The organism is Dorea sp. AF36-15AT (assembly GCF_003477705.1).
Classification (GTDB): Bacteria; Bacillota; Clostridia; order Lachnospirales; family Lachnospiraceae; genus Claveliimonas; species Claveliimonas ammoniilytica.
In genome coordinates, this window is the sequence record NZ_QUDV01000016.1 from 1 (window position 1) to 23,536 (window position 23,536).

General features: G+C 44.8%; 22 protein-coding genes. 13 read left to right on the top strand and 9 right to left on the bottom strand.

The features are described from left to right. The first annotated feature begins 63 nt into the window (after nucleotides 1-63). The 9 genes from DWZ93_RS14350 (at nucleotide 64) to DWZ93_RS14390 (ending at nucleotide 4,409) form a co-directional block, all read left to right on the top strand. Nucleotides 64-435 (top strand): hypothetical protein, encoded by a 372-nt coding sequence (locus DWZ93_RS14350; RefSeq protein WP_118453382.1) that lies wholly within the window; start codon nucleotides 64-66, stop codon nucleotides 433-435. A 56-nt stretch (nucleotides 436-491) separates the two neighbouring features. Then, nucleotides 492-632: a hypothetical protein gene (locus tag DWZ93_RS14355; protein ID WP_243061311.1), complete on the top strand. Its 141-nt coding sequence runs from the start codon at nucleotides 492-494 to the stop codon at nucleotides 630-632. Nucleotides 633-645: 13 nt separating this feature from the next. Continuing rightward, nucleotides 646-1,527 (top strand): Ig-like domain-containing protein, encoded by an 882-nt coding sequence (locus DWZ93_RS14360; protein ID WP_118453386.1) that lies wholly within the window; start codon nucleotides 646-648, stop codon nucleotides 1,525-1,527. Nucleotides 1,528-1,537: 10 nt separating this feature from the next. Beyond that, a complete protein-coding gene (locus DWZ93_RS14365; protein ID WP_118453388.1) occupies nucleotides 1,538-1,915 on the top strand; it encodes a PF13754 domain-containing protein in 378 nt (125 codons plus the stop codon). Then, nucleotides 1,908-2,174 carry a hypothetical protein gene (locus tag DWZ93_RS14370; protein ID WP_118453389.1) on the top strand — a complete coding sequence of 89 codons (267 nt, stop codon included), beginning with the start codon at nucleotides 1,908-1,910 and terminating at the stop codon, nucleotides 2,172-2,174. The genes DWZ93_RS14365 and DWZ93_RS14370 overlap by 8 nt, the downstream gene beginning before the upstream one ends. Then, nucleotides 2,174-2,359, top strand: a complete 186-nt coding sequence (locus DWZ93_RS14375; protein ID WP_118453391.1) for a hypothetical protein — start codon at nucleotides 2,174-2,176, stop codon at nucleotides 2,357-2,359. The genes DWZ93_RS14370 and DWZ93_RS14375 overlap by 1 nt, the downstream gene beginning before the upstream one ends. 97 nt (nucleotides 2,360-2,456) lie before the next feature. Further along, on the top strand, nucleotides 2,457-2,927 hold the full coding sequence (locus DWZ93_RS14380) for a phage holin family protein (RefSeq protein ID WP_118453408.1): 471 nt from the start codon (nucleotides 2,457-2,459) through the stop codon (nucleotides 2,925-2,927). A 43-nt stretch (nucleotides 2,928-2,970) separates the two neighbouring features. After that, complete coding sequence (locus DWZ93_RS14385) at nucleotides 2,971-3,894, top strand: peptidoglycan recognition protein family protein (RefSeq protein WP_118453393.1); 924 nt, start codon at nucleotides 2,971-2,973, stop codon at nucleotides 3,892-3,894. A 263-nt stretch (nucleotides 3,895-4,157) separates the two neighbouring features. Then, nucleotides 4,158-4,409: a hypothetical protein gene (locus DWZ93_RS14390; RefSeq protein ID WP_118453395.1), complete on the top strand. Its 252-nt coding sequence runs from the start codon at nucleotides 4,158-4,160 to the stop codon at nucleotides 4,407-4,409. A gap of 72 nt (nucleotides 4,410-4,481) precedes the next feature. Here DWZ93_RS14390 and DWZ93_RS14395 read toward each other — a convergent pair whose 3' ends face one another. From DWZ93_RS14395 to DWZ93_RS14430, 8 genes are all read right to left on the bottom strand, one after another. Further along, complete coding sequence (locus DWZ93_RS14395) at nucleotides 4,482-4,757, bottom strand: HPr family phosphocarrier protein (protein ID WP_118382674.1); 276 nt, start codon at nucleotides 4,755-4,757, stop codon at nucleotides 4,482-4,484. Nucleotides 4,758-4,787: 30 nt separating this feature from the next. After that, on the bottom strand, nucleotides 4,788-5,738 hold the full coding sequence (locus tag DWZ93_RS14400) for a sugar-binding transcriptional regulator (RefSeq protein WP_118382673.1): 951 nt from the start codon (nucleotides 5,736-5,738) through the stop codon (nucleotides 4,788-4,790). Between the two features lie 12 nt (nucleotides 5,739-5,750). Further along, a complete protein-coding gene (gene ispG / locus DWZ93_RS14405) occupies nucleotides 5,751-6,815 on the bottom strand; it encodes a flavodoxin-dependent (E)-4-hydroxy-3-methylbut-2-enyl-diphosphate synthase (RefSeq protein ID WP_118453397.1) in 1,065 nt (354 codons plus the stop codon). A gap of 259 nt (nucleotides 6,816-7,074) precedes the next feature. Beyond that, nucleotides 7,075-7,764: an MgtC/SapB family protein gene (locus DWZ93_RS14410; RefSeq protein ID WP_118382672.1), complete on the bottom strand. Its 690-nt coding sequence runs from the start codon at nucleotides 7,762-7,764 to the stop codon at nucleotides 7,075-7,077. Nucleotides 7,765-7,778: 14 nt separating this feature from the next. Continuing rightward, complete coding sequence (locus tag DWZ93_RS14415) at nucleotides 7,779-8,540, bottom strand: MBL fold metallo-hydrolase (RefSeq protein ID WP_118382671.1); 762 nt, start codon at nucleotides 8,538-8,540, stop codon at nucleotides 7,779-7,781. Continuing rightward, nucleotides 8,533-9,603 (bottom strand): ABC transporter ATP-binding protein, encoded by a 1,071-nt coding sequence (locus DWZ93_RS14420; RefSeq protein ID WP_118382670.1) that lies wholly within the window; start codon nucleotides 9,601-9,603, stop codon nucleotides 8,533-8,535. Before DWZ93_RS14420 ends, DWZ93_RS14415 begins: the two co-directional genes overlap by 8 nt. 22 nt (nucleotides 9,604-9,625) lie before the next feature. Further along, on the bottom strand, nucleotides 9,626-11,326 hold the full coding sequence (locus tag DWZ93_RS14425) for an ABC transporter permease (RefSeq protein ID WP_118382669.1): 1,701 nt from the start codon (nucleotides 11,324-11,326) through the stop codon (nucleotides 9,626-9,628). Between the two features lie 162 nt (nucleotides 11,327-11,488). Beyond that, the gene (locus tag DWZ93_RS14430; RefSeq protein ID WP_118453399.1) at nucleotides 11,489-12,556 is read right to left on the bottom strand and encodes an extracellular solute-binding protein; all 1,068 of its coding nucleotides are present in this window, start codon (nucleotides 12,554-12,556) and stop codon (nucleotides 11,489-11,491) included. Between the two features lie 217 nt (nucleotides 12,557-12,773). Here DWZ93_RS14430 and DWZ93_RS14435 point away from each other — a divergent pair, with 217 nt between their 5' ends. From DWZ93_RS14435 to DWZ93_RS14450, 4 genes are all read left to right on the top strand, one after another. After that, nucleotides 12,774-13,673, top strand: coding sequence for a PHP domain-containing protein (locus tag DWZ93_RS14435; RefSeq protein ID WP_118453401.1), 900 nt, complete (start codon nucleotides 12,774-12,776; stop codon nucleotides 13,671-13,673). A 209-nt stretch (nucleotides 13,674-13,882) separates the two neighbouring features. Next, a complete protein-coding gene (gene gltB / locus DWZ93_RS14440) occupies nucleotides 13,883-18,406 on the top strand; it encodes a glutamate synthase large subunit (RefSeq protein ID WP_118453403.1) in 4,524 nt (1,507 codons plus the stop codon). Between the two features lie 12 nt (nucleotides 18,407-18,418). Next, a complete protein-coding gene (locus DWZ93_RS14445; protein WP_118453405.1) occupies nucleotides 18,419-19,924 on the top strand; it encodes a glutamate synthase subunit beta in 1,506 nt (501 codons plus the stop codon). A gap of 187 nt (nucleotides 19,925-20,111) precedes the next feature. Beyond that, on the top strand, nucleotides 20,112-21,857 hold the full coding sequence (locus DWZ93_RS14450; RefSeq protein ID WP_118453406.1) for an ammonium transporter: 1,746 nt from the start codon (nucleotides 20,112-20,114) through the stop codon (nucleotides 21,855-21,857). 91 nt (nucleotides 21,858-21,948) lie between these two features. On the opposite strand, the gene DWZ93_RS14455 is transcribed toward DWZ93_RS14450, so the two are convergent. After that, nucleotides 21,949-23,340, bottom strand: coding sequence for an ATP-binding cassette domain-containing protein (locus DWZ93_RS14455; protein WP_243061312.1), 1,392 nt, complete (start codon nucleotides 23,338-23,340; stop codon nucleotides 21,949-21,951). Between the last annotated feature and the right edge of the window lie 196 nt (nucleotides 23,341-23,536).

Sequence of the window (23,536 nt, forward strand, 5' to 3'; positions counted from 1 at the left end):
TGCGCGGTACATTTTATCTGCAATCTTGCCATTTAATTAAGAACCACTCCGGAAAGGAGAAACATGAAAATCATATTTAACGATGCGACTGAATTAACAATTCAGTCAGCTGAAATCCGGTCAGACGGAGGACTTCTGATCAAGTCCATTTCTGCCACAGAGAATGAGCTGAGAACAATCTTCTCAGATAGCTTCCGAACGCAGAAGATGACCGTGAAAGAGCGCGAGTCCACGCTTAGCGAGTACGAGAATTACACCAACATGGATGCCATCGTGAAGTACACAGCAGGCATTACTGGCGTGATTCTTTATAAGGTTGGTGAGACACCAACGGAAAAAATGGAAGCTCTAGCAGCAGAGAATGCTGAGCTGAAAAAGACTGTTGACATGCTTCAGGGATGCATTCTTGAAATGTCCGAGCTGGTATATCAGTAATGGTAACTTTATTAACAAATTTATTCATATTATTACAAAATTCAGGAGGTAAAGAAATGATTGCAATGTTATGGGCACAGCAGATTATGTTAGAAAAGAAGACTTACGCACAGGTACCGAGACGTTTAAAGGATAAGGTAAAAGAGATTCTCGTTGATTCTGGAATGGAAGAACTTGTAACAGATGCAGCTGAGTAGGAGGGTAGTATAGATGGCAGTAAAAACAGTTCAATATATATTTAATGGGACGACCTACACGCTGACCAAGAATACCAGTACTGGAAAGTACGAAGCTACAGTAACGGCGCCAAATAAGTCGTCTTATTCACAGACAGACCATGTTCTTGGCGGTACGGTCAAGGCAACGGATGAGGCGGGCAATACTACAACGGTAGATCAGACACATACGACACTGGGAGCAGCGTTGAAGATTCGAGTTAAGGAGAAAGTTGCTCCGGTAGTCAGCATCTCATCTCCGTCTTCAGGAGCATACCTTACCAGCACAACTCCAACCATTGAATTTACAGTTACAGATGCAGATTCAGGAGTTGCTTCTGCTAAGATCACATTGGATGGAACAGAGATCACTTCTGTGACAAAAACCGCTATTGCCGGTGGTTACAAATACACATGCACACCGACCGACGCGCTTAAGGATGGCAAGCATACAATTTCTATCACGGCAACAGATAATGATGGTAATACATCTGCAGCTAAGACATCAACATTTACAGTTGATACCGTACCGCCGACGCTGTCTATTACTGCACCAGCGGACAAGCTTATTACCAACAAATCAACTGTTACGGTTACTGGTAAGACAGACGATATTACATCTAAGCCTGTTGCAGTTACAATCAACGGTACAGCCGTTACGGTTGGAGCAGATGGTACATTCTCTAAGGATGTTACACTGGTCAATGGTTCTAATACGATTACAATCATTGCAAAGGATAAAGCTGGCAAGACAACAACTGTTGTACGTACAGTTACGCTCGATACAGCAGCTCCGGTGATTAAGTCTATTGCCTTGACACCGAATCCAGTAGATTGCGGTAAGACATTCGTTATCTCTGTTGAGGTGACAGACTAGGAGGCGTTCTATGGTTACGAAAGTAATCGGGAAAGTCGATGGACAGGAAGTTGTGTATGAAAGATCTGACGGGGACAAGTGGACAGTCACTGTCCCCTGCGATTTAGATGGAATGTATGTGATCGAAGTTGCAGCCTATGATGAGGCGGGTAATATTGCATACTGCACGAAGATGTTGCTGATCGTGGATCCAGAGACATTGTGCGTGAGTTTACAACCTTATGATTATGTGTTTGACATCGTGCCAGATGAATACCGGGTAGATGTCATCCCGGATCGATATTCAGTTGAAGCGATGGAAGATGATTATCTGGTAGGAGTTCAGTCGGATTCGTACTATCTGGAAGTAATATATCCAATGCACAGAAGGGGGTGTTGCTGTGAATAAGATCAAGTTCATTCAAGGTGAGGATAAACACGTAAAACTCTTAGTAAGAAGTCCGGACAATGAGCCGTTTACGATTTTGAGCGCATCCTATACATTGAGCAGATATGGAGAGGTGGAAGCGCAGGGAGAATGTTATATTGATGATCACTATCTGGATATTAAGATCGCACCTACAAAAAAGGCACTATATATACTTGAAGTGACTTATGTAGTGGGAGATTCCACAAGAAAAGCGAGGTTGGAAGTGGAGGTAAGCTGATGCTGGAGATTACAGATATAAAGCTGAGCAAAAATGTGGTTGCTACCGGTGAAAAATTTATGATCTCCGTTGCAATTGAGGAAAAAGTGGATTATCCATTCGATTATCCGTTTGATTTCCAGCCTTCCTATAAGAATCGCGAGGGATCCTTAGATTACCCTTATGACTATCCATTCGATTTGTAGAGACAGATGGAGGAAGATGAATACATGGAGATACGAGCAAGACCTTCGGGCCTTATTTTTGTACGGAAAATTCGAACTAAAGAAAGAAGTGAGGTATATGAAAATGGAACAGGCTAATTACATCAAAGCTATTTTCACAGCGGTATTCGCCTTCCTGTCAGCGCTCCTTGGAGTATTGGCAGTGCCGGTGGTCCTGTTGGTGGCATGCAATCTGATTGACTACATGACCGGGCTTATGGCCAGTAAGTATAGAGCGGAGGATATAAATTCCTATAAGAGCATTCGAGGAATTTTCAAGAAGGTGTCCATGTGGCTCTTGGTAGTGGTTGGAGCAATTATTGACGAAATGCTATTATATGCATCCACTACGATTGGCTGGAAATCTCCGGTGACATTCTTGATTGCATGCATTGTAGCAATGTGGCTGATCTGCAATGAGATTATTAGTATATTAGAAAATATCCAGGACATGGGCGTTAAGATACCAGCGTTCTTGCAGCCATTGGTCAGACATATCAGGTCGCAGGTGGAGCAGCAGATTAATAGTAGTGATTCAGGGGGCGAGTAATCGTCCTCTTTTATGTGCGACATCGCACAGAAAGGAGTGTATTATGAGTAACAGTGGATTAGTTAATTATACAAAAATATCGCCGAACAGAACAAGTCCGAGACGAAATAAGATTGACCGCATTACGATCCATCATATGGCAGGAAATCTCACCGTTGAAACGTGTGGTAATGTGTTCGCACCAAGAAGCCGTCAGGCATCATCCAACTATGGTATTAGTTCAGATGGAAGAGTGGGGATGTACGTAGAAGAAAAAGATAGAGCATGGACTTCTTCATCTGGTGCAAACGACCACAGAGCGATCACAATTGAAGTCGCTGATAACGCAGGTGCTCCGGGATGGGGATGCTCCAGTGCTGCTATGGCGAAGCTGATTTTGTTGTGTGCGGATATCTGCCGGAGAAATGGCATCAAGAAGCTGACCTATACCGGAGACACAAAAGGAAACATGACACTGCATAAGTGGTTTGCATCAACAGACTGTCCGGGCGCATATCTGGAATCCCAGATGCCTACGATCGCATCAGAGGTTAATAAGCTTCTGGCGAGTGGGGCAACAACCTATACATGGAAAGGCGCAACGGCAACTGGTGGATCCGTACCGGCATCTTCCGGAAAGGTAACGTCAAATGGTAAGATCGCAGTGGATGGAAGCTGGGGCATAGCCACAACAAAGAAAGCACAGGCTGTATTTGGTACAGTGCAGGACGGCATTATCAGCGGTCAGCCGATCAGCAACAAGAAATATCTGGCGAATGCTTATACCGGAAGCTGGCAGTTTGTTAGTGGTCGTGCAACCGGATCTAATCTGATCAGAGCTATCCAGAGACGAATTGGAGCGGCAGCAGACGGATACTTCGGGCGAAAATCTGTCATGAAGTTCCAGAGCTGGCTTGGCGTATCGGTGGATGGAAGCATGGGACCAGCAACCGTAAAAGCGTTTCAGAAATGGCTGAACAAGCAGTAGGAGTGAATTGAAAACCAAAGGCTATCGGGCTATTATTTGTAAAATAATTGGTACGAATTGACATCTATTAATATATGTAGAAACTAATTAATTTTAACGGTTAGCGACACGTTAGTGACAAATGCAACGGTTTTATGCGGGTTAGAGGGCGTTTAAGCTTAACTTAAACTTAACAGAGTGATACATGGAGATTTAACCATGGATTGTTATACTACCCTCAGAAAGCGAAAAGAGATAACTCGCAGAAAGAGGGTAGTTTTATTATGAAAAAACTATGGAAATTACTGGCAGCAAATTGTAGGGAAAAATATACAGCAGCATTGTTCCGCGGAGTGTTTACATTTATCTGTGTGGCAGTTGTGGCACTGCCTGTGATGATGTTTGGACTCAGTGTTTCCTGGGATTTATCAGAATGTCTGTGGTCAGCATTTCTGACAGGAGGTTATGCAGGCGTAGCCGGATACCTGATTTCAATTTTTTATGAATTGAATCATGTGAAGCGAGAAGCAGAGTAAGAAGAGAATATGAGATAAAGAAAGATCACACAATGAGGGTGCATTGTGTGATCTTATATGTCTTTAAGAATATTATTCTGCCTGATCTAATGTCTTAAGGCATTCTATAAGGGCTTCAACCGCTTCTTTCTCGTCCGGTCCGTCAGCGGAAAGGACGATTTCGTCGTTCTGCGCAAGACACAGTGCAAGGACGAATACGACGGATTTGGCATTTGCTTTTTTCATGGGATCATCCGCGCGTTCTACGAATACATGAGAAGAAAACTGACTGGCTGTGTGGGTAAATACGCTGGCTGCACGGCCATGAATTCCTAATGGGTTAACGACTTTCGCTTTCTTTGTATACATATCATTGCCCTCCAATATTCAATTATTCAATTAATCATTTAATCTGGTCAGTGCCTCTCCGCACTGAGCATCTGTAACTAATACGTTAATATAGCCTCCCTTTATGGCACCACGTATGGCTTCGGCTTTGCGTACACCGTTGGCAATACCGATGGCATAAGGGACTTTTTTTAATTTGTTCAGATTCACACCGACGATCTGTTTATTATACGGGAAGCGATCAGTTCGACCTTCTTTATCGAAGAGATGCATACAGATATCTCCACATACCTGGTCTTTGATGGCCTGCTGTTTCATTTCGTCCGAATAGTATCCACTTCGAAAAGCAGAAGAGGTGTTGTCTGCTGTACCGATACCGACCAGAGCTACATTCAAATGATCATAAGCGTTCATGATCTGTCTGATGCTGTCTTCTTTCATAAGAGTGCGTTTGGTCTGTACATGAGAGACAACTGCAGGGACATACAGATGCTGTCCTTCCCCGCAGAAGGCTTTTGACAGGTGGTCTACGACGTGATTCGCATCCAGTGTGTAATCTATATTACCGGTCCCACCTAGAAGCGGGATAAATGTGAGATTCTGAAACTGCCTGGGAGCATATGGTGCAATATAACGGATTGTTGTACCCATGCCTACGCCGATGATATCATTGTCTTTTAATATGGACTTCAGATAACCTGCTGCGGCTTTTCCCAGAACATCTTTTTGCTGATTGGTGGTGCTTACAGTGTCTGCAATAATGACTTCCTGCAGATGGTACGTCTTTTCTAGCTTTTGTTCTAGTTCAGAATAACGCCTTTCCTGTGGATCGGAGATCGTGATTTCTACGATTCGTTTTAATTTGGCACTTTTTAGAAGTCTGGCAACGGTAGGTCTGGAGATGTCCATAATCTTAGCAATGTCACTCTGACTCATATCACGATTGTAATAGAGATCGCATACACGCAGCATCATACGCTCGTTATCAACAATTTTTCTCATAAATATATTTCGCTAGATCCTTTCTTCCTCCCAGTGGTCCAGCTCATCTTTGAGGGCAGCTAACAGCTGATCTTCCGGCATCTTTCGGAGTATCTTGCCTTTTTTAAACAGAAGTCCTTCACCGCATCCGCCGGCTACGCCGAGATCTGCTTCTCTGGCTTCTCCGGGACCGTTGACTACACAACCCATAACGGCAACTCTGAGATCCAGATCATACTGAGCTACCAGTTTTTCTACCTGGTTGGCAAGTGTGATCAGATCGATCTGTGTACGTCCGCAGGTCGGGCAGGAGATGACCTCAATACCGGCCTTTCTGAGTCCTAAGGCAGCCAGGATCTTCTTGGCTGTATTGATCTCTTCGACACGTTCTCCGGTCAGGGATACACGAACCGTATTACCGATGCCCTGATACAGGATAGCACCCAGTCCAACGCTGGACTTAATAATGCCTCCACCCAGAGGACCTGATTCAGTGATTCCTACATGGAGAGGATAATCTGTTTTTTGTACCATCAGCTCGTAAGCTCTGATGCACATCATGACATCCGATGACTTGATGCTGACGATGATATCTTTTAATCCGTATTGTTCTACAATGTGGATCTTGTCGAGGGCACTTTCTACCAGTCCCTCAGCAGTTACGCCGCCGTATTTTTGAACCAGGTGCTTTTCCAGAGATCCGCTGTTGACACCGATACGGATCGGTACATGATATTCAATCGCTTTCTCTACGACTGCCTGGATACGTTCCGGTGCTCCGATATTGCCGGGATTGATTCGGATCTTATCTGCTCCATTCTCGATTGCTGCGATAGCAAGTCGATAATCAAAGTGGATATCTGCCACAAGAGGAATATTAATTTGTTTCTTGATTTCCGAAATAGCTCTGGCTGCTTCCATATCCGGTACAGCGCAGCGGATGATCTCGCATCCGGCAGCGGCAAGTTCATTGATCTGCTTTACCGTTGCGGCTACATCCTGCGTTCTGGTATTTGTCATAGACTGAATGGAAATAGGAGCGTCACCACCGACTGGGACATTGCCCACCATTACCTGTCTTGTTTTGTTTCTATACATAGCTTTTTCCTCCAATAACAGCCTGTAAATCCTTGTGTTTCTTCTATAATATATCTGTCATTTGTTATCTGTGCTTTTTGAATATGCGCAAAAACATACAGTTTCTATTATAGTACAATATAGGATGCTTGTAAATGGAAAACCTTGTTACTTTTTCGGGTGATTCCAACGGAAAAGCTGTGAAAACTGACAAACACAGGGCATTTCATTTGCGGAAATAAAGTGGTATTTTATTTGTAAAGTTCGGGTTGCGGTATGATCAGAGTTCTTCGAATTTAACCACTGGCATATGGAATGCTAACTCGTCTAACAGGTGGGAAGCGTCAAAATTACGCCCGACCAGAAGAGAGAGGCGAACCTCCAGATGCCCTTTGGAAGCACCCTGTGGTGCGTCGTTGATGGTAATATTTGCGACTTTGATACCGCATAGCTTTATGGTTTTGAGAAGGCATGGGATATCATCGGACTTCTCAATTTCAATCAGGAGTTCCATTCCTACCAGAGTAGAAGTGTGGCCTTCTACTTTGTGCAGCACGCTCAATACGATCAGCATGGTCACAGTGGCGAGAAATCCGCCTTCGAAGTATCCGCAGCCGAATGCAAGACCGACACATGCCATGGTCCATAGTCCGGCGGCTGTAGTAAGACCGGTTACACGTTTGCCGTTGGCAAGGATCGTGCCGGCACCGAGAAAACCAATGCCGTTGATAACCTGTGCGCCAAGTCTTGCAGGATCAGCATTGGGATTGATCATAGTAACCAGATACTGATCGACACACATGACAATACATGCGCCGAGTGCTACCAGAATATGCGTACGAAATCCGGCGGCTCTTCCTTCCAGACCACGTTCATAACCGATCAGGCCTGCGGAAATACAGGTGAACAGGACGCGCAGTGCAATGGACAGGAATGAAAAGTCCCGGATAGGGTCAAATAGTTTCAGCATCAGCTTGCCTCCTGTCAGATGATAAATTCTGAACGGATATCCGGAGTGTAGATCTCACCGTTGTATGCGGAACCTGCGCGGATCCGCATGAATGGGATATCGCCGTCACTTGGCAGATGGTAGAGACACAGCTCTTTGACATTGCCGTTGGCAGCGGTCTGACCTGCTTCGATATCGGTCATGTGACCGGCACCGATGGTGTGTCTGGTTCCCATGGAAATGGTTGCTTCACAGATCAGAAGGTCAGCACCTTTGATGAAATCTGTGTGTGACGGATCATATGTGGTATCCGTATAATATACGATCGTTTTACCATTTTTCTCAATGCGGAATGCATAGCATTCGATCGTATGATTGACTTTCTTGACGGTAATGTCTGCGCCTGCCATATGTATCTTCATGCCGTCTTCCAGTATGTGGGTATCGCAGAATGGATATTGTACTGCATCCCACATGGTTTCCGGAGTCTTTGGCGCATAGACCTGTGGCTTGTTGGAACGAAGACCTACACGCAATGCATAGTTGATAGCGTAATACAGGCATCCGACATCTCCCATGTGGTCATAATGAAGATGGGAGAGGAGTACTCCCTGGAACTGATCGGTCAGATTGGCGTGCTCAAAATATTTGGATAACACACCGCCGCCACAGTCTAACAGGAACTTACCTTCGCTTGTAGTGACAAGTACGCCGCAGGTGGCACCGCCCGGTTGTGGAAATGCGCCCCACCAGCCTAAGATATTGATCTTAAATGTAAAATTATTAAAATTACTCATCTAACCACACCGCCTTTTTGATGTCTACTGCGATATCAGCACCTTCCGGCTGGATGAAGCTGACATCAGTCAGAAGACGGAACATTTCGCATCCAGGAGCTTCCAGGTAATATTCAATCTGACTGCCCTGATACAGAGCGCGTCGGATATGTGCTTTTAATGGAGAAGCTTCATTTGGTGCCATGTGATGAGCTCGCACAGCTACAAAGCCCTGCTCATTTTTAGAATCTACATATGGTACTTTCAACGGATAACATCCGGCTACCATGATGTCCATCATGCCATCGCTGTCACGGACAGCATCCGCCTTTTTCGTGGCTGGCAGAATGTTGGCAGATCCGATGAAACGTGCCACAAATGTATTGACTGGTTCTTCGTAGAGTTCATAAGGAGAAGCAAACTGTTCCAGAACTCCCTTTCTCACGACTGCTACACGGTCTGACATGGTCATGGCCTCAATCTGATCATGTGTTACGTTGATAATGGTAATGTGCTGGGTGCGCTGGATCTCTTTGATCTCACCGCGCATTTCTTCGCGGAGTGCAGCGTCCAGATTGGAGAGTGGCTCATCCAGAAGAAGAAGCTTTGGCTTCATGACCAGTGCGCGGGCAAGGGCGACACGTTGCTGCTGTCCGCCGGACAGCTCGTGAGCCATACGGTTTTCTAAACCTTCCAGGTGTACGACCTTCAATACACGCATAACCTCACTCTTGATTTCGTCTTTGCTGACCTTGCGAAGTTTTAGCGGATATGCTACATTATCAAATACTTTCATATGTGGCCATACAGCATATGACTGAAATACCATGCCGATATTACGCTTCTCAGGAGCAATCGGGGCTATGCGGTTCTCAACATCAACCAACAGTTTATCGTCCAGATAGATCTGTCCACCGGTAGGCTCGATGAATCCTGCAATCATGCGGAGAATTGTTGTTTTACCACAACCGGATGGTCCTACGATGGTCAGAAGCTGACTGTCCTCAACTTCGATATTTACTTTGTTAACAACGGTATGGTCCCCATAGGACTTTGTAAGATTACGGATAGATAATTTTCCCATTATTCAATACCTCCTTTTTGTATCAGTCTTTATCAGTCTGGCTGTTAACCAGAAGATTGATAAAGACAACCAGAATAATCAGTATAATAGCAATTGCTGCAGTTAAAAGAATACGTCCTTCTTCTTTGGCGGAGAATACAATAGTTCCGATGGTCTCATTACCTACTGACCACAGCAGGCTTGAAAGTGACAGCTCGGAGATGGTAGGTGCTACTACCAGGAAGAAAGAACTGATCAAACTGCTCTTTAATAAAGGAAGCATGACATCCTTAAATGCCCGGAGCTGTGATGCTCCGGAGATCCGGGCAGCTTCTTCCAGAGAGGTGTCTACCTGACTGATGGCACCGGATATATTGTTGTAGCCCAGATTCATAAACCTGGCAATATAAGCAATCAATAAGATCCAGATTGTGTTATAAAGTCTCACGCCTGCAATAGGCTGTGAAAACGCAAGGATCATGGACAGTGCAATGATGACACCAGGTACTGCATAAGGAAGTACAACGGTCATCTGCATGAATTTCACGCCCTTTACACCACGGACACCGCCGCGAATGCTGATATAAGCAATGATCATAGTAACGATTGTGATCACAAGACTGGAGGTAACAGACAGGAACAGACTGTTCTTAAATGCTCTTGCCACATTCTGGATCTGCAGCATTTGTGTAAAGTTCTGGAATGTCATGTTCTCCGGACCGAATGGAAGACCGTAAGTCTTGGTCAGAGATGTGATCAGCGTTGCAAGGATTGGTGCACAGGTTGTGAACAGGAAGAAGATTACCAGGATTGCAAAGAGGATCCAACGAGGTCCCTTGTTCAACTTGGTAGGTTCTACCGCTGCACTTTTACCGCTTACAACAACGAACTTATTAGTTGCAAGGACTCTGTTGTATACCCACAGACCGACCAGCCCAAAGAGGGATAAGAACAGAGAATATGCGGATGCAACCTGAAGGTTGTTTGCGATCGTTGAGTTGTTGATCATGTAATATATCTGAGTGGTCATCAGGTGGATCTGATTCGGGGCACCTAATACAGAGGATACACCGAAGTCCGCCAGAATGAACATAAATGTCAATAACATGGCACCCATAATAGAAGGGGTGATCAGTGGAAGCGTAATGTCACGCAGGGTGCGCCATGGAGAGGCACCGGAGATACGTGCTGCTTCTTCAACAGAGGCGGAGATACGCTTCATGGTAGGTAATACTACGATAAAAGACACCGCATAACGGTACATGGACATGATAAAGATCATGCCGCCCAGACTGTAGATATTCATTGGAGCCTGCTCAAATCCGAAAGTGTTCATTAAAAATTTGTTGAAATATCCTACCGGCCCCAAAAGAAATGTCCATGCGATCGCCCCGATAAAAGGAGGGATAAAGTAAGGAATCGATAGGAGTCTTTTCCAGTATTTTACGCCGGGAACATTGGTGCGAACAACTACCCATGATAAAAATACACCGATGATGGTGGAAAATATAGTGGCAGGAATTACTACGATAAATGAGTTTTTCATACTCCGCAGAATACCTGGATCTGAGAATACGGTAACATAGTTATCAAGGCCATATCCGTCACCTACCTTCAAACTGTTCAGTATCAGACGGATAGAAGGATAGATAACAGACAGTGCAAGAAAAGCTACGACTACCCACCAGATGATCGTAGGCGCGAGAGAACCGCGCGAAGAATTGGAGCCGTTTTTCTTAAACATGGTATCACGTCCTTTCTTAAAAATATTGGTTAAATAATGCTTTTGTCCATTTATGAGCAAGCTCGTGTGGGTGAAAAACCTTAGACCTTGGCATTATATAAAAACAGCAGGAACCGGCAAAAGCGCGGCTCCTGCTGTCGAAGTTACTTCTATAGCGGTGTGCTATTGTGCTCCGAAAATGCTTGTGAACTTTTCAAGCATAGAGCCTGAGTTCTCTCTCATGTAGTTAACGTCCATCGGTAATACTTTGATATCATCAATGGTCGGTACTTCTGTTCCTTCAGCAGCTTCGCTGATCATTGGAACATAGCCCTGCTGTACAAACAGCTTCTGAGTCTCGATGTCGAACATATAGTTAACAAATGCTTCAGCAGCAGCTTTGTCGTCATCAGACATGTTGTCCATCAGACAGAGTGGCGTAGGAATCAGTACAGATCCAGATTCCGGATATACGTAATCGATCGGAGAACCTTCGTTCTTGGAATTACGTGGCAGGTAGTCAACAATAACAGCACCTTTGTACTCGCCGGATGCTACCTTGGTGAGGAGGGTACCATTAGACTGCTCCATCTTGACATCGTTGTCAGCAAGCTTCTGATACCAGTCCCATCCAACTGTGGATTCGTTGTCCGGTTCTACATGAACAGAAAGTGTTGTCATAGCTCCACCGGAGTATGCAGGATTTGCAATTGCAAGAGATCCTTTGTAGTCATCAGTTGTAACATCGTCCCAATCCTTAGGGGCTTTGTCAATCTGTGTGGTGTTGTAAGCCAGTACAGAGTAGATCGCGCGTACTTCATGACCCATACCGTCATTGTACTTATAAGTATCCGGAAGATCCTTCGCACTCTCAGGAGAGTAGTGGTAGATCAGACCCTGATCGTCCAGGTCATACATATAACCCAAGTCTGCAAACCACAGAACATTGGCATCTGTGCCACCGGCGTCCAGCTCGGTAGATAGCTTAGTCTTAACATCACCGGTACCGGAACGATACAGTTCGTATGTAACGCCAGGATTCTTAGATACGAAATCATCTAACATCTCAGTAACCAGATCCTGAGGCTCTGATGTGTAAATAACCAGGTGTCCTTTCAATTCATCATTTGTCGCTTCGTCGCTGCTTTCTTTTTTGTCGGTGTCAGCAGATTTGTCATCACTGCCGGATGCACAGCCGATCAGTCCGAGTGTCAGCATCAAACATACTAAAAGTGACAGAAATTTTTTCATAGTGAACCTCCTCTCAGTCCGCTCTTAAAAAGTTGATGTTTGCAAATGTAAAAAACCCGTTGCAAATTTATTGATTACATTTTTACAATAACATGAAAGATGCTTTCTGTAAAGAGTAAAACGTGTAAAAATGAGTTAAATGTAAGTAAAATGAGAAGTGCTTGCAAAACGTCTGAAAACAGGATAGACTAGGAGATGAAAGGGGTGGTGGAACACTATGAAGATAGTAGATCTGCATGCACACACAACCGCGTCGGATGGCTCATATACGCCGACAGAGCTTGTTAGATACGCAAAGAAAAAGGGACTTAGCGCGATTGCGATTACAGACCATGACACCATAGCCGGAGTGGAGGAGGCTTCTATAGAAGGCAGGAAGCTGGGGATTCGGGTAATCCCAGGAGCGGAGCTCAGTACTCGCATGGACGACTGTGATGTACACATGACCTCTCTTTTTATCAATTGTAAAAATGAACAACTAATTAAGCGGCTGGATGATATGGCTGCGAGCCGTCAGGAACGCAATTATAAGATGGTAGATAAGCTTCATGAGGCAGGCTTTCAGATAGACAGAAGTGATCTGGATGCACTTGGAGAGGGGAAAATCTTGGCGAGAGGGCATATTGCCCAGATTCTGATTGCAAGAGGATATGCCACAGAACTCAAAGAAGCACTGCGCAAGTATCTGTCCAAGGGCACGCCGGGATATGTACAAAAGGAAGTCCTGTCACCGGAAGAGTGTATTCAATTAGTCCATGATGCGGGAGGACTGATCTTTGTAGCACATCTGCATCAGATCGATCCGCAGGATCCGGAACACTGTAAGGATGTGGCGAGACGTCTGATACGCATGGGAGCGGACGGACTGGAGACCCAGTACTGTGAGTTTGATGATGAATGGCGTCAGGCAACAGAGCAGATTGCGCAGGAATGCGGATGCCTGAGGTCTGGTGGAAGTGATTTCCATGGAGCTATGAAGAAGGGTCTGGATCTCGCCTGTGGATATGGTGATCTGCAAGTTCCATATACATTTCTGGAGGCCATGGATGCGGAATTAGCACGAAGACAAAATGAAAGACAGGTAATTAAAACTTGCAAAAACCAAACAAAATGTTAAAACAATCAAGAAAAATGAATTGATACATTTTATCTAATTCATTTCATAAAACTAAAAATGGCGAAACAGGATTGACCTGAGCAGATGTTTCCTATATAATAAATCCCAATCGAACATGTGCATCACAAAGGCGTGCTGTAGATACTGCAAAGAGCAGTGTCTCAGTGCGCCTTTTTGTATCTGGATAAATCAGAAAGGGGAATGCTTATATGAGTGGATTTGCAAGTAAAGGTCTGTACAGACCGCAATTTGAACATGATAACTGCGGAATCGGCGCGATCGTCAATATCAAAGGAGAAAAATCTCACAAAACCGTTGAGAATGCGCTGGAGATCGTTGAGAATCTGGAGCACAGAGCCGGTAAGGATGCAGAAGGCAAGACCGGAGATGGTGTTGGTATTCTGTCACAGGTTTCACACCGTTTCTTCTCAAAGGTCTGTAAACCGTTAGGAATCCGTCTGGACGGAGAACGGGATTACGGTGTGGGTATGTTTTTCTTCCCACAGGATGAGCTGAAGCGAAATCAGGCAAAGAAGATTTTTGAAGTCATTACCGAAAAAGAAGGTCTGGAATTCCTGGGATGGAGAAAAGTGCCGATCCGTTCCGAAGTGCTTGGCAAGAAAGCACTGGAATGTATGCCGTGCATTGAACAGGCATTTATCCGCCGTCCATCTCAGATTGCCAGGGGTCTGGATTTTGACCGTCGTCTGTATGTGGTAAGAAAGGTATTTGAGCAGAGTAATGATACCTATGTATGCTCTCTGTCCAGCCGTACTATCGTATACAAAGGTATGTTCTTAGTCGGACAGCTTCGTCTGTTCTTTGAAGATCTGCAGGATCCGGATTTTGAATCCGCGATTGCAATTGTGCATTCCCGTTTTAGTACGAATACCAATCCAAGCTGGGAGCGTGCACATCCGAACCGCTTTATTGTACATAATGGTGAGATCAATACGATCCGGGGCAATGTGGATAAGATGCGTGCAAGGGAAGAGACGATGGAATCACCATATCTGAAAGGCGAGATGCTGAAGGTACTGCCTGCCATCGATAATACAGGTTCAGATTCTGCAATGTTGGATAATACATTGGAATTCATGGTAATGAATGGTATGGAACTGCCGCTTGCAGTGATGATCTCTATTCCGGAACCATGGGCAAATAACCGCAGTATGCCACAGAATCAGAAAGACTTTTATCAGTATTATGCGACGATGATGGAGCCATGGGATGGTCCGGCATCCATCCTGTTTTCAGATGGAGACTGTATGGGAGCAGTGCTTGACCGTAATGGTCTGCGTCCATCACGTTACTATATTATGGATGATGACACATTGATTCTGTCATCAGAAGTAGGCGTACTTCCATTAGATCCGGCACGTATTGTGGTAAAAGAACGTCTGCATCCTGGTAAAATGCTGTTAGTGGATACGGTAAAAGGCCGCGTGATCGATGATCAGGAACTGAAGAATATGTATGCCGACAGAGAACCATATGGTGAATGGTTGGATGGAGCACTGATCGAATTAAAGGATCTGAAGATTCCGAATGAATCAGTCCAGACCTATACAAAAGAAGAGTGCAAGCGTCTGCAGAAAGCATTTGGTTACACCTATGAAGATGTACGGACAACAATCCTGCCCATGGCAGTAAAAGGTGGAGAAGGCATTTCTTCCATGGGTATTGATGTGCCGCTGGCGGTATTGTCTGATAAGAGACAGCCGTTATTTGGTTATTTTAAGCAGTTGTTCGCACAGGTAACCAATCCGCCAATCGATGCGATACGTGAGAAAGTGGTAACCTCTACTACCGTATATCTTGGAAAAGATGGTAACCTGCTGGAAGAAAAAGCAGAGAACTGCAGGATGCTTAAGGTGAATAATCCAATTCTTACAGATACGGATCTCCTGAAGATTAAGACAATGAAGCAGGATGGCTATCAGGTAGCTGTGATTCCGACTACTTATTATAAAAACTCAAATCTGGAAACCATGATGGATTATCTGTTTGTACAGGTAGATAAGGCAATTAATGAAGGAGCGAACATTTTAATCCTGTCTGACAGAGGAGTGGATGAATTTCATGTGGCAATTCCGTCACTGCTTGCAGTATCCGGGGTACAGCAGCATCTGGTAAGAACCAAGAAACGTACTGCGGTAGGAATCATTATTGAAACTGGTGAACCGAAGGCTGTACATGAATTCGCGACCCTTCTCGGTTACGGAGCCTGTGCGGTGAACCCATATCTGGCATACGCGAGCATTCATCAGCTGATTGAGGATGATATGCTTCAGAAGGATTACTATGCGGCAGTAGAAACATACAGTAACGGTATACTGGCGGGGATTGTTAAGATTGCATCTAAGATGGGTATTTCTACCATTCAGTCTTATCAGGGTGCCAAGATATTTGAAGCATTGGGTTTGAAACAGTCCTTTATTGATAAATATTTTACCGATACAGTTAGCCGTGTTGGCGGTATTGGTATCGAGGAGATTGCAGAAGATTATGCAAAAATGCATGCGGAAGCCTTTGATCTGTTGGGCTATGATTCTGATATGACGCTGGACAGCATAGGTCAGCACAAGAGTAAAAGCCAGGGCGAGCAGCATCTGTATAATCCTAAGACAATCCATCTGCTGCAGCAGTCTACACAGACAGGCAATTATGAACTGTTCCGGGAATATACGGAACTGGTCAATGAAGAGGGTGCCGGAATTAATCTGCGAGGACAGTTTGAATTTAACTTCCCGGAGAAAGGCGTGCCAATCGAAGAAGTAGAATCTGTAGACGAGATCGTGACAAGATTTAAGACAGGAGCCATGTCCTATGGATCTATCTCAAAGGAAGCTCATGAGACGATGGCACTTGCCATGAACAGTCTGCATGGTAAATCCAACAGTGGTGAAGGTGGTGAAGAAATCGAACGACTGGATTCTGACCGCTGTTCTGCCATCAAACAGATCGCATCCGGACGTTTTGGTGTCACCAGCCGTTATCTGGTAAGTGCAAAAGAAATCCAGATCAAAATGGCGCAAGGAGCAAAACCAGGTGAAGGTGGACATCTGCCAGCCGGAAAGGTCTATCCTTGGATTGCTAAGACCAGACATTCAACCCCTGGTGTAGGTCTGATCTCACCGCCGCCGCATCATGATATTTATTCGATTGAAGATCTGGCACAGCTGATCTATGATTGTAAGAATGCGAACAAGGACGCACGTATTTCGGTCAAATTAGTATCTGAGGCGGGAGTCGGAACAATTGCTGCAGGTGTAGCAAAGGCAGGAGCAGGACTGATCCTGATCTCCGGATATGACGGCGGTACAGGAGCGGCACCGGGAAGTTCAATCCATAATGCGGGACTTCCGTGGGAGCTCGGACTTGCGGAGACACATCAGACACTGCTGCAGAACGGACTGCGTGATCGTGTACGCATCGAGACAGACGGTAAATTAATGAGTGGTCGTGATGTGGCAATCGCAGCAATCCTTGGAGCAGAGGAATTCGGTTTCGCCACGGCACCATTGGTAACTATGGGATGTGTGATGATGAGAGTCTGCAATCTGGATACCTGCCCGGTTGGTATCGCAACCCAGAATCCAGAACTTCGTAAACGTTTCCGTGGAAAGCCGGAATATGTTGTGAACTTTATGCGGTTTATTGCACAGAATTTAAGAGAATATATGGCAAAACTCGGTGTGCATACGATTGATGAACTGGTAGGAAGAACAGATCTGCTGCGTGTAAAAGAGCATCCGAAGTCCAGACATGCGTCTACACTGGATCTGTCCGGTATTCTGAGACAGGACTATGCAGGATCAGCAGAACAGACCTTTAACCCGGCGAAGAAGTTTGACTTTGAACTGGAGAAGACACTGGATGAGAAGGTGCTGTTGAAAGAACTTGGCAAGGCACTGGAGAAGAAGCAGAAGAAGAGTATCCATATAAAGGTATCCAATGTAAACCGTACCTTTGGTACAATCTTTGGTTCGGAGATTACCAGACATTATCCGGAAGGACTGCCGGAGGATCATTTTGTGATCCACTGTGAAGGTGCCGGAGGACAGAGCTTTGGTGCATTTATCCCGAAGGGTCTGACACTGGAACTGACCGGTGACAGCAATGACTATTTCGGAAAAGGTCTGTCCGGTGGTAAGCTTGTGGTATTCCCACCGAAGGAAGTTACCTATCGCCACAATGAAAATATGATCATCGGTAATGTAGCACTTTATGGTGCAACAGATGGTAAGGCATTTATCAACGGACTCGCCGGCGAACGTTTTTGTGTCCGTAATTCGGGTGCAATGGCAGTCGCAGAAGGTGTCGGAGATCACGGCTGTGAATACATGACCGGTGGACGTGTCGCAATCCTTGGACCTGTCGGCAAGAACTTCGCAGCAGGTATGAGTGGCGGTATCGCGTATGTGCTGGATCAAGATAATACGCTTTACCGTAAGATTAATAAAGGTATGGTAAATATGGTGCATGTCACTTCTAAATATGACATTCTGGAACTGCAGGGCATGATCGAAGAACATGTGAAGCATACAGGTTCCGAGATCGGACAGGAGATATTAGATCATTTTGAAGAATATCTGCCGAAATTTAAAAAGGTCATCCCGTTTGACTATGAGAAGATGCAGACCTTCGTGCTTCAGATGGAAGAGAAAGGTCTAAGCAGCGAACAGGCAAAGATCGAAGCATTTTATGCGATCAAGAACGGAAAGGAATAGGAGGGGTGAACCATGGGAAAAGCAACAGGATTTTTAGATTATGAGAGACAGGATAAAAAGGCAGAAGCACCAAAGGAAAGGATCAGCCATTTTCGGGAGTTCCATAAGCCATTGACGGAAGAAGAACAGAAAAAACAGGGAGCCCGATGTATGGATTGTGGAGTACCGTTCTGCCAGGCAGGTATGATGATCGCCGGAATGGCAAGTGGATGTCCGCTAAATAATCTGGTGCCGGAATGGAATGATCTGGTCTATCATGGCAACTGGCAGCTTGCCTATGACCGACTTCATAAGACGAATAACTTTCCGGAATTTACGTCCAGAGTCTGCCCGGCACTTTGTGAGAAGGCATGTACCTGCAATCTAAATGGAGATCCGGTGGCAACGCGTTCTAATGAATATTCAATCATAGAACGGGCGTATGCTGAAGGATATGCTGCTCCGAAGCCGCCAAAGACGCGTACCGGCAAGAAAGTGGCTGTCATAGGTTCCGGTCCGTCCGGACTTGCGGCAGCAGATCAACTGAATAAGCGGGGACATTTGGTCACCGTATATGAAAGAGAAGATAAAGCAGGCGGTCTGCTGCGCTATGGGATTCCGAATATGAAGCTGGAGAAGCATATCATCGACCGGAAGATTGCAGTCATGGAGCAGGAAGGCGTAACCTTTGTCTATAACTGTAATGTGGGAAAGGATAAGAAAGCGGCAGAGCTTTTGAAGGAATATGACCGTGTTATCCTTGCCTGTGGAGCCAAGAATCCACGTGACATCAAAGTACCGGGAAGAGATGCGAAAGGGATCTATTTTGCTGTAGATTTCCTGACTTCCACTGCGAAGGCACTCTGGGCAGATTCGGAAAAGGGAAAAGAGGCAAAAGCATCTTTATTGAAAGCAGGAAGCTGTATTTCTGCCAAAGGCAAGAGAGTTATGATCATTGGAGGCGGTGATACGGGAAATGACTGTTGTGGTACTGCGATGCGTCATGGAGCCAAATCTGTCCTTCAACTGGAAATGATGCCGAAAGCACCGGAAGAACGTCTGCCATCCAATCCATGGCCGGAGTGGCCTAAGATTCTGAAGACGGATTATGGTCAGGAAGAAGTGGCAGCGGTATTTGGTAAGGATCCTCGTGTCTATCAGACTACGGTAAAGGAGTTTATCAAGGATAAAAACGGCAATGTATGCAAGGCTGTTCTGGTGAAACTGGAAAGCAAAGTGGACGAGAAGAGTGGGCGCAGAATGATGGCTGAAGTAGCAGGCAGTGAATATGAAGTGGCAGTAGATCTGGTGCTGATCGCAGCAGGATTCTTAGGCTGTGAGGAGTATGTTACCAAGGCATTCGGCGTAGAGCGAAATGCCCGCACGAATGTACAGACGGAGCCGGGGGCATATGCGACAAGTGTAAAAAATGTCTACACGGCAGGTGATATGCACCGTGGACAGTCTCTGGTTGTATGGGCAATTCGTGAAGGAAGAGATGCTGCCAGAGCAGTAGATTACAGTTTACTTGGCTATTAATTGGCGTATTTTTACAAAATTATGAAATGTAATGCATAAAAATCTCTGTATTCAACAAAAAGCACAAAGTTAATTGACAAATAAAAATGCAAATGCTATTATGCATACATCGAACGAAGGCGTTATAGATTAATTTCTATAGCGCCTTTTTTCTTGTTATTTTTAGGAATCTAAAGGAGGAAGTATTATGACAGACGAGATATTGAGCGTAATCAACGGGCAGGTATACGGTGTCTGGTTCCTGATCGGAGCGGCACTGGTATTCTGGATGCAGGCTGGATTTGCAATGGTGGAGGCTGGATTTACCAGAGCAAAGAATACCGGTAATATTATCATGAAGAACCTGATGGACTTCTGTATCGGTACCTGTACATTTATCCTGATTGGTTTCAGCCTGTTACTTGGAGAGGATATGATCGGGCTGATCGGAAAACCGGGATTTGATATTTTCACATCGTATGCTAATTTTGACTGGTCCAATTTCGTGTTTAACTTAGTATTCTGTGCGACCACAGCAACTATCGTGTCCGGAGCTATGGCAGAGCGAACCAAATTCTTATCCTACTGTATTTATTCAGCAGTAATCTCAGCATTCATCTATCCGGTGGAAGCACACTGGATCTGGGGAGGTGGCTGGCTTGCACAGATGGGATTTCATGATTTTGCAGGTTCCTGTGCAATCCATATGGTCGGTGGTATTTCAGCTCTTATTGGAGCAAAAATGCTTGGACCTAGAATTGGTAAATTCACGAAAGATAAAAAGGGAAACATTACAAAAGTCAATGCATTTCCGGGACACAACCTGGCACTTGGAGCACTTGGAGTATTTATCCTGTGGCTTGGTTGGTACGGATTCAATGGAGCAGCGGCTACATCGGTAGAACAACTGGGTTCCATTTTCCTGACAACAACAGTAGCTCCTGCAGTAGCAACTGTCGTATGTATGATCTTTACATGGATTAAATATGGTAAGCCGGATGTGTCCATGAGTCTGAACGCATCACTTGCCGGTCTGGTAGCGATCACAGCACCATGTGATGTAACTGATTGTTTTGGAGCGATCATAATCGGAGCTGTCGCAGGTCTGCTGGTAGTATTTGGTGTATGGCTTCTGGATTATGTACTTTGTATTGATGATCCGGTTGGAGCCGTTGCAGTTCATTGTATGAACGGTATCTGGGGTACAATTGCAACAGGACTTTTTGCAACAACATCGGCGCCTGGTAATGATACACTGACAGGACTGTTTTACGGTGGAGGCTTTACACTTCTTGGGAAACAGCTTCTGGGAATGTTTTCAGTTATCGCATGGACGGTAGTAACTATCACGATTACATTTATGATTATCAAAGCAACTGTAGGACTTCGTGTCAGTGAGGAAGAGGAGATTGAAGGTCTGGATTCCTGTGAACATGGTCTGGCATCTGCATATGCAGGCTTCAGTCTGATGGACGTATCAGGATCTATGATCATGGAAGAAAATGAAAATACACAGCTTGGCGTATCAGAATATGAAGCAGCATCCGAAGTACAGAAGAATGCAGCCGTTAAGGTGGTGCGTCAGCCGGCAATGGATACAGGTATGTATAAGGTTGTTATTCTGGCGAAACTGTCACGTTATGATAAATTGAGAAAGGCGATGAATGCAGTTGGTGTTACCGGAATGACTGTAACACAGGTTATGGGATGCGGTATCCAGAAAGGAAGCGGCGAGCGTTATCGTGGAGCAGAAGTAGATGCAACACTTCTTCCAAAGGTAAAAGTTGAAGTAGTTATTGGTAATCTTCCGGTAGATACTGTTGTAGAGGCGGCCAGAGAGGCACTTTACACAGGTCATATCGGAGATGGCAAGATATTCGTATACAGTGTAGATAAGATTATTAAGATCCGTACAGGAGAAGAAGATCTGGCTGCACTTAAGGACGTAGAATAGATATTCTTATATCTTTTCTAATTGCATATTATAAAGAAATTGGAATCTGTGAATGCAGGTTCCAATTTCTTTTATAAAAGTATAATAGAATTTACAAACTGTCTTTTAAATATTCACGTGTCACACTGCGGGAAGATTCTAACATTTCTTTTGGTGTTCCTGCAAAGAGAAGTTTGCCGCCTGCCAGACCACCTTCAGGTCCAAGCTCTACAATATAGTCAGCATCCTTTATAATATCAAGACTGTGTTCGATAATAAACAGCGTATTGCCCTGATCCGTCATCTTATTGAAGAGTTCCATAAGCCGTCTGATATCATCCAGATGCAGTCCGTCTGTCGGTTCATCCAGAATGAATATCTGTCCCCGCTCATCCAGCTTGCTCGCCAGCTTGATACGTTGCAGTTCTCCGCCGGAAAGAGTTGACATTGACTGATTCAGATGCAGATATCCAAGACCAACCTGTGCCAGTGTATCCAGTTTGCATACAAAATTGGCATTTTCAAAAAAATTGATTGCCTGACGTACTGTCATATCCATAACTTCAGCAATGTTTTTTTCTTTATATTGATATTTAAGCACTTCCTTAGAATATCTGGTTCCATGGCATATCTCACAAACCGTCTCGATAGAATCCATATATGCCATTTCTGATATAATTACACCTTTTCCCTGACATACAGGGCAGGCGCCTTTGGAATTGAAGCTGAAATATGCCTTTGCAACATGATTTGCCTTTGCAAACAGGGTTCTGATTTCATCTGCAATATCCAGATATGTAGCCGGAGTTGACCTTAAATTGATTCCTATATCCTTCTGTCGGATTGAAATAACCTCGCCTGGATATTGGCTGGTAAAATATTCCATCAGTGAACTTTTCCCGGAGCCGGCCACACCGGCAATGACTGTCATAACGCCAAGCGGAAGTTTCACATTTACATTTTTCAGATTATGAAGATTTGCATGTTTAACTTGATACCAGTCTGTCGGCTTTCTGTATTCCATTTTTATCGGAGTTTTTGCTCGCAACATACGTCCTGTCACTGTATCTGACTCCAGGAGCCCCTTATAATTGCCCTGGTACATAATCTGCCCGCCATTGATACCTGCTTCCGGTCCCATATCCACAATATGATCCGCCAGTGCAATAACTTCTCGGTGATGTTCCACAATCATAACAGTATTGCCGTGTTCTTTTAATTTTATCAGAGAATTTTTAAGCTTTTGGATATCTCTCGCATGTAATCCTACACTTGGCTCATCCAGTACATACATCATATCTGTAAGTGGTGAATTGATATACCTGGCAATTTTAATTCGTTGTGCTTCGCCGCCTGAAAGTGTATCAGTTCCCCGGCTAAGCGAAAGATACCCTAGTCCAATCTCTGTCAGTGCGTTCATCCGTTTCAAAATTTCAGTTTTGATATCGCGTGCCAGCGGATCATCAATCTGACGTATAAATTTTGCTGCATCAGGAATTGGCATATCGGAAACTTCACAGATATTTTTGCCATTGATCAGGCAACTGCGGATTTTGGCATTCAGTCTGGTTCCGTTGCAGTCCGGACAGGTAAATGTGTGAACGATACGATCCAGTTCCTTTTTGTGAAGCTGACCTTCCTTTAAAGTGTACCCTTTGTCAAGGACACTATGACTTTTTCCTTTTCAGATTTCTATTATA

Bases quoted from the DNA above. Each gene is read 5' to 3' on its own strand.
- DWZ93_RS14455 (WP_243061312.1), bottom strand. From the start codon at position 23,340: ATGCCAATTCCTGATGCAGCAAAATTTATACGTCAGATTGATGATCCG.
- DWZ93_RS14450 (WP_118453406.1), top strand. From the start codon at position 20,112: ATGACAGACGAGATATTGAGCGTAATCAACGGGCAGGTATACGGTGTC.
- DWZ93_RS14365 (WP_118453388.1), top strand. From the start codon at position 1,538: ATGGTTACGAAAGTAATCGGGAAAGTCGATGGACAGGAAGTTGTGTAT.
- DWZ93_RS14375 (WP_118453391.1), top strand. From the start codon at position 2,174: ATGCTGGAGATTACAGATATAAAGCTGAGCAAAAATGTGGTTGCTACC.
- DWZ93_RS14420 (WP_118382670.1), bottom strand. From the start codon at position 9,603: ATGGGAAAATTATCTATCCGTAATCTTACAAAGTCCTATGGGGACCAT.
- DWZ93_RS14445 (WP_118453405.1), top strand. From the start codon at position 18,419: ATGGGAAAAGCAACAGGATTTTTAGATTATGAGAGACAGGATAAAAAG.
- DWZ93_RS14380 (WP_118453408.1), top strand. From the start codon at position 2,457: ATGAAAATGGAACAGGCTAATTACATCAAAGCTATTTTCACAGCGGTA.
- ispG (WP_118453397.1), bottom strand. From the start codon at position 6,815: ATGTATAGAAACAAAACAAGACAGGTAATGGTGGGCAATGTCCCAGTC.
- gltB (WP_118453403.1), top strand. From the start codon at position 13,883: ATGAGTGGATTTGCAAGTAAAGGTCTGTACAGACCGCAATTTGAACAT.
- DWZ93_RS14385 (WP_118453393.1), top strand. From the start codon at position 2,971: ATGAGTAACAGTGGATTAGTTAATTATACAAAAATATCGCCGAACAGA.
- DWZ93_RS14400 (WP_118382673.1), bottom strand. From the start codon at position 5,738: ATGAGAAAAATTGTTGATAACGAGCGTATGATGCTGCGTGTATGCGAT.
- DWZ93_RS14425 (WP_118382669.1), bottom strand. From the start codon at position 11,326: ATGTTTAAGAAAAACGGCTCCAATTCTTCGCGCGGTTCTCTCGCGCCT.
- DWZ93_RS14395 (WP_118382674.1), bottom strand. From the start codon at position 4,757: ATGTATACAAAGAAAGCGAAAGTCGTTAACCCATTAGGAATTCATGGC.
- DWZ93_RS14435 (WP_118453401.1), top strand. From the start codon at position 12,774: ATGAAGATAGTAGATCTGCATGCACACACAACCGCGTCGGATGGCTCA.
- DWZ93_RS14355 (WP_243061311.1), top strand. From the start codon at position 492: ATGATTGCAATGTTATGGGCACAGCAGATTATGTTAGAAAAGAAGACT.
- DWZ93_RS14390 (WP_118453395.1), top strand. From the start codon at position 4,158: ATGAAAAAACTATGGAAATTACTGGCAGCAAATTGTAGGGAAAAATAT.
- DWZ93_RS14410 (WP_118382672.1), bottom strand. From the start codon at position 7,764: ATGCTGAAACTATTTGACCCTATCCGGGACTTTTCATTCCTGTCCATT.
- DWZ93_RS14360 (WP_118453386.1), top strand. From the start codon at position 646: ATGGCAGTAAAAACAGTTCAATATATATTTAATGGGACGACCTACACG.
- DWZ93_RS14430 (WP_118453399.1), bottom strand. From the start codon at position 12,556: ATGAAAAAATTTCTGTCACTTTTAGTATGTTTGATGCTGACACTCGGA.
- DWZ93_RS14415 (WP_118382671.1), bottom strand. From the start codon at position 8,540: ATGAGTAATTTTAATAATTTTACATTTAAGATCAATATCTTAGGCTGG.
- DWZ93_RS14350 (WP_118453382.1), top strand. From the start codon at position 64: ATGAAAATCATATTTAACGATGCGACTGAATTAACAATTCAGTCAGCT.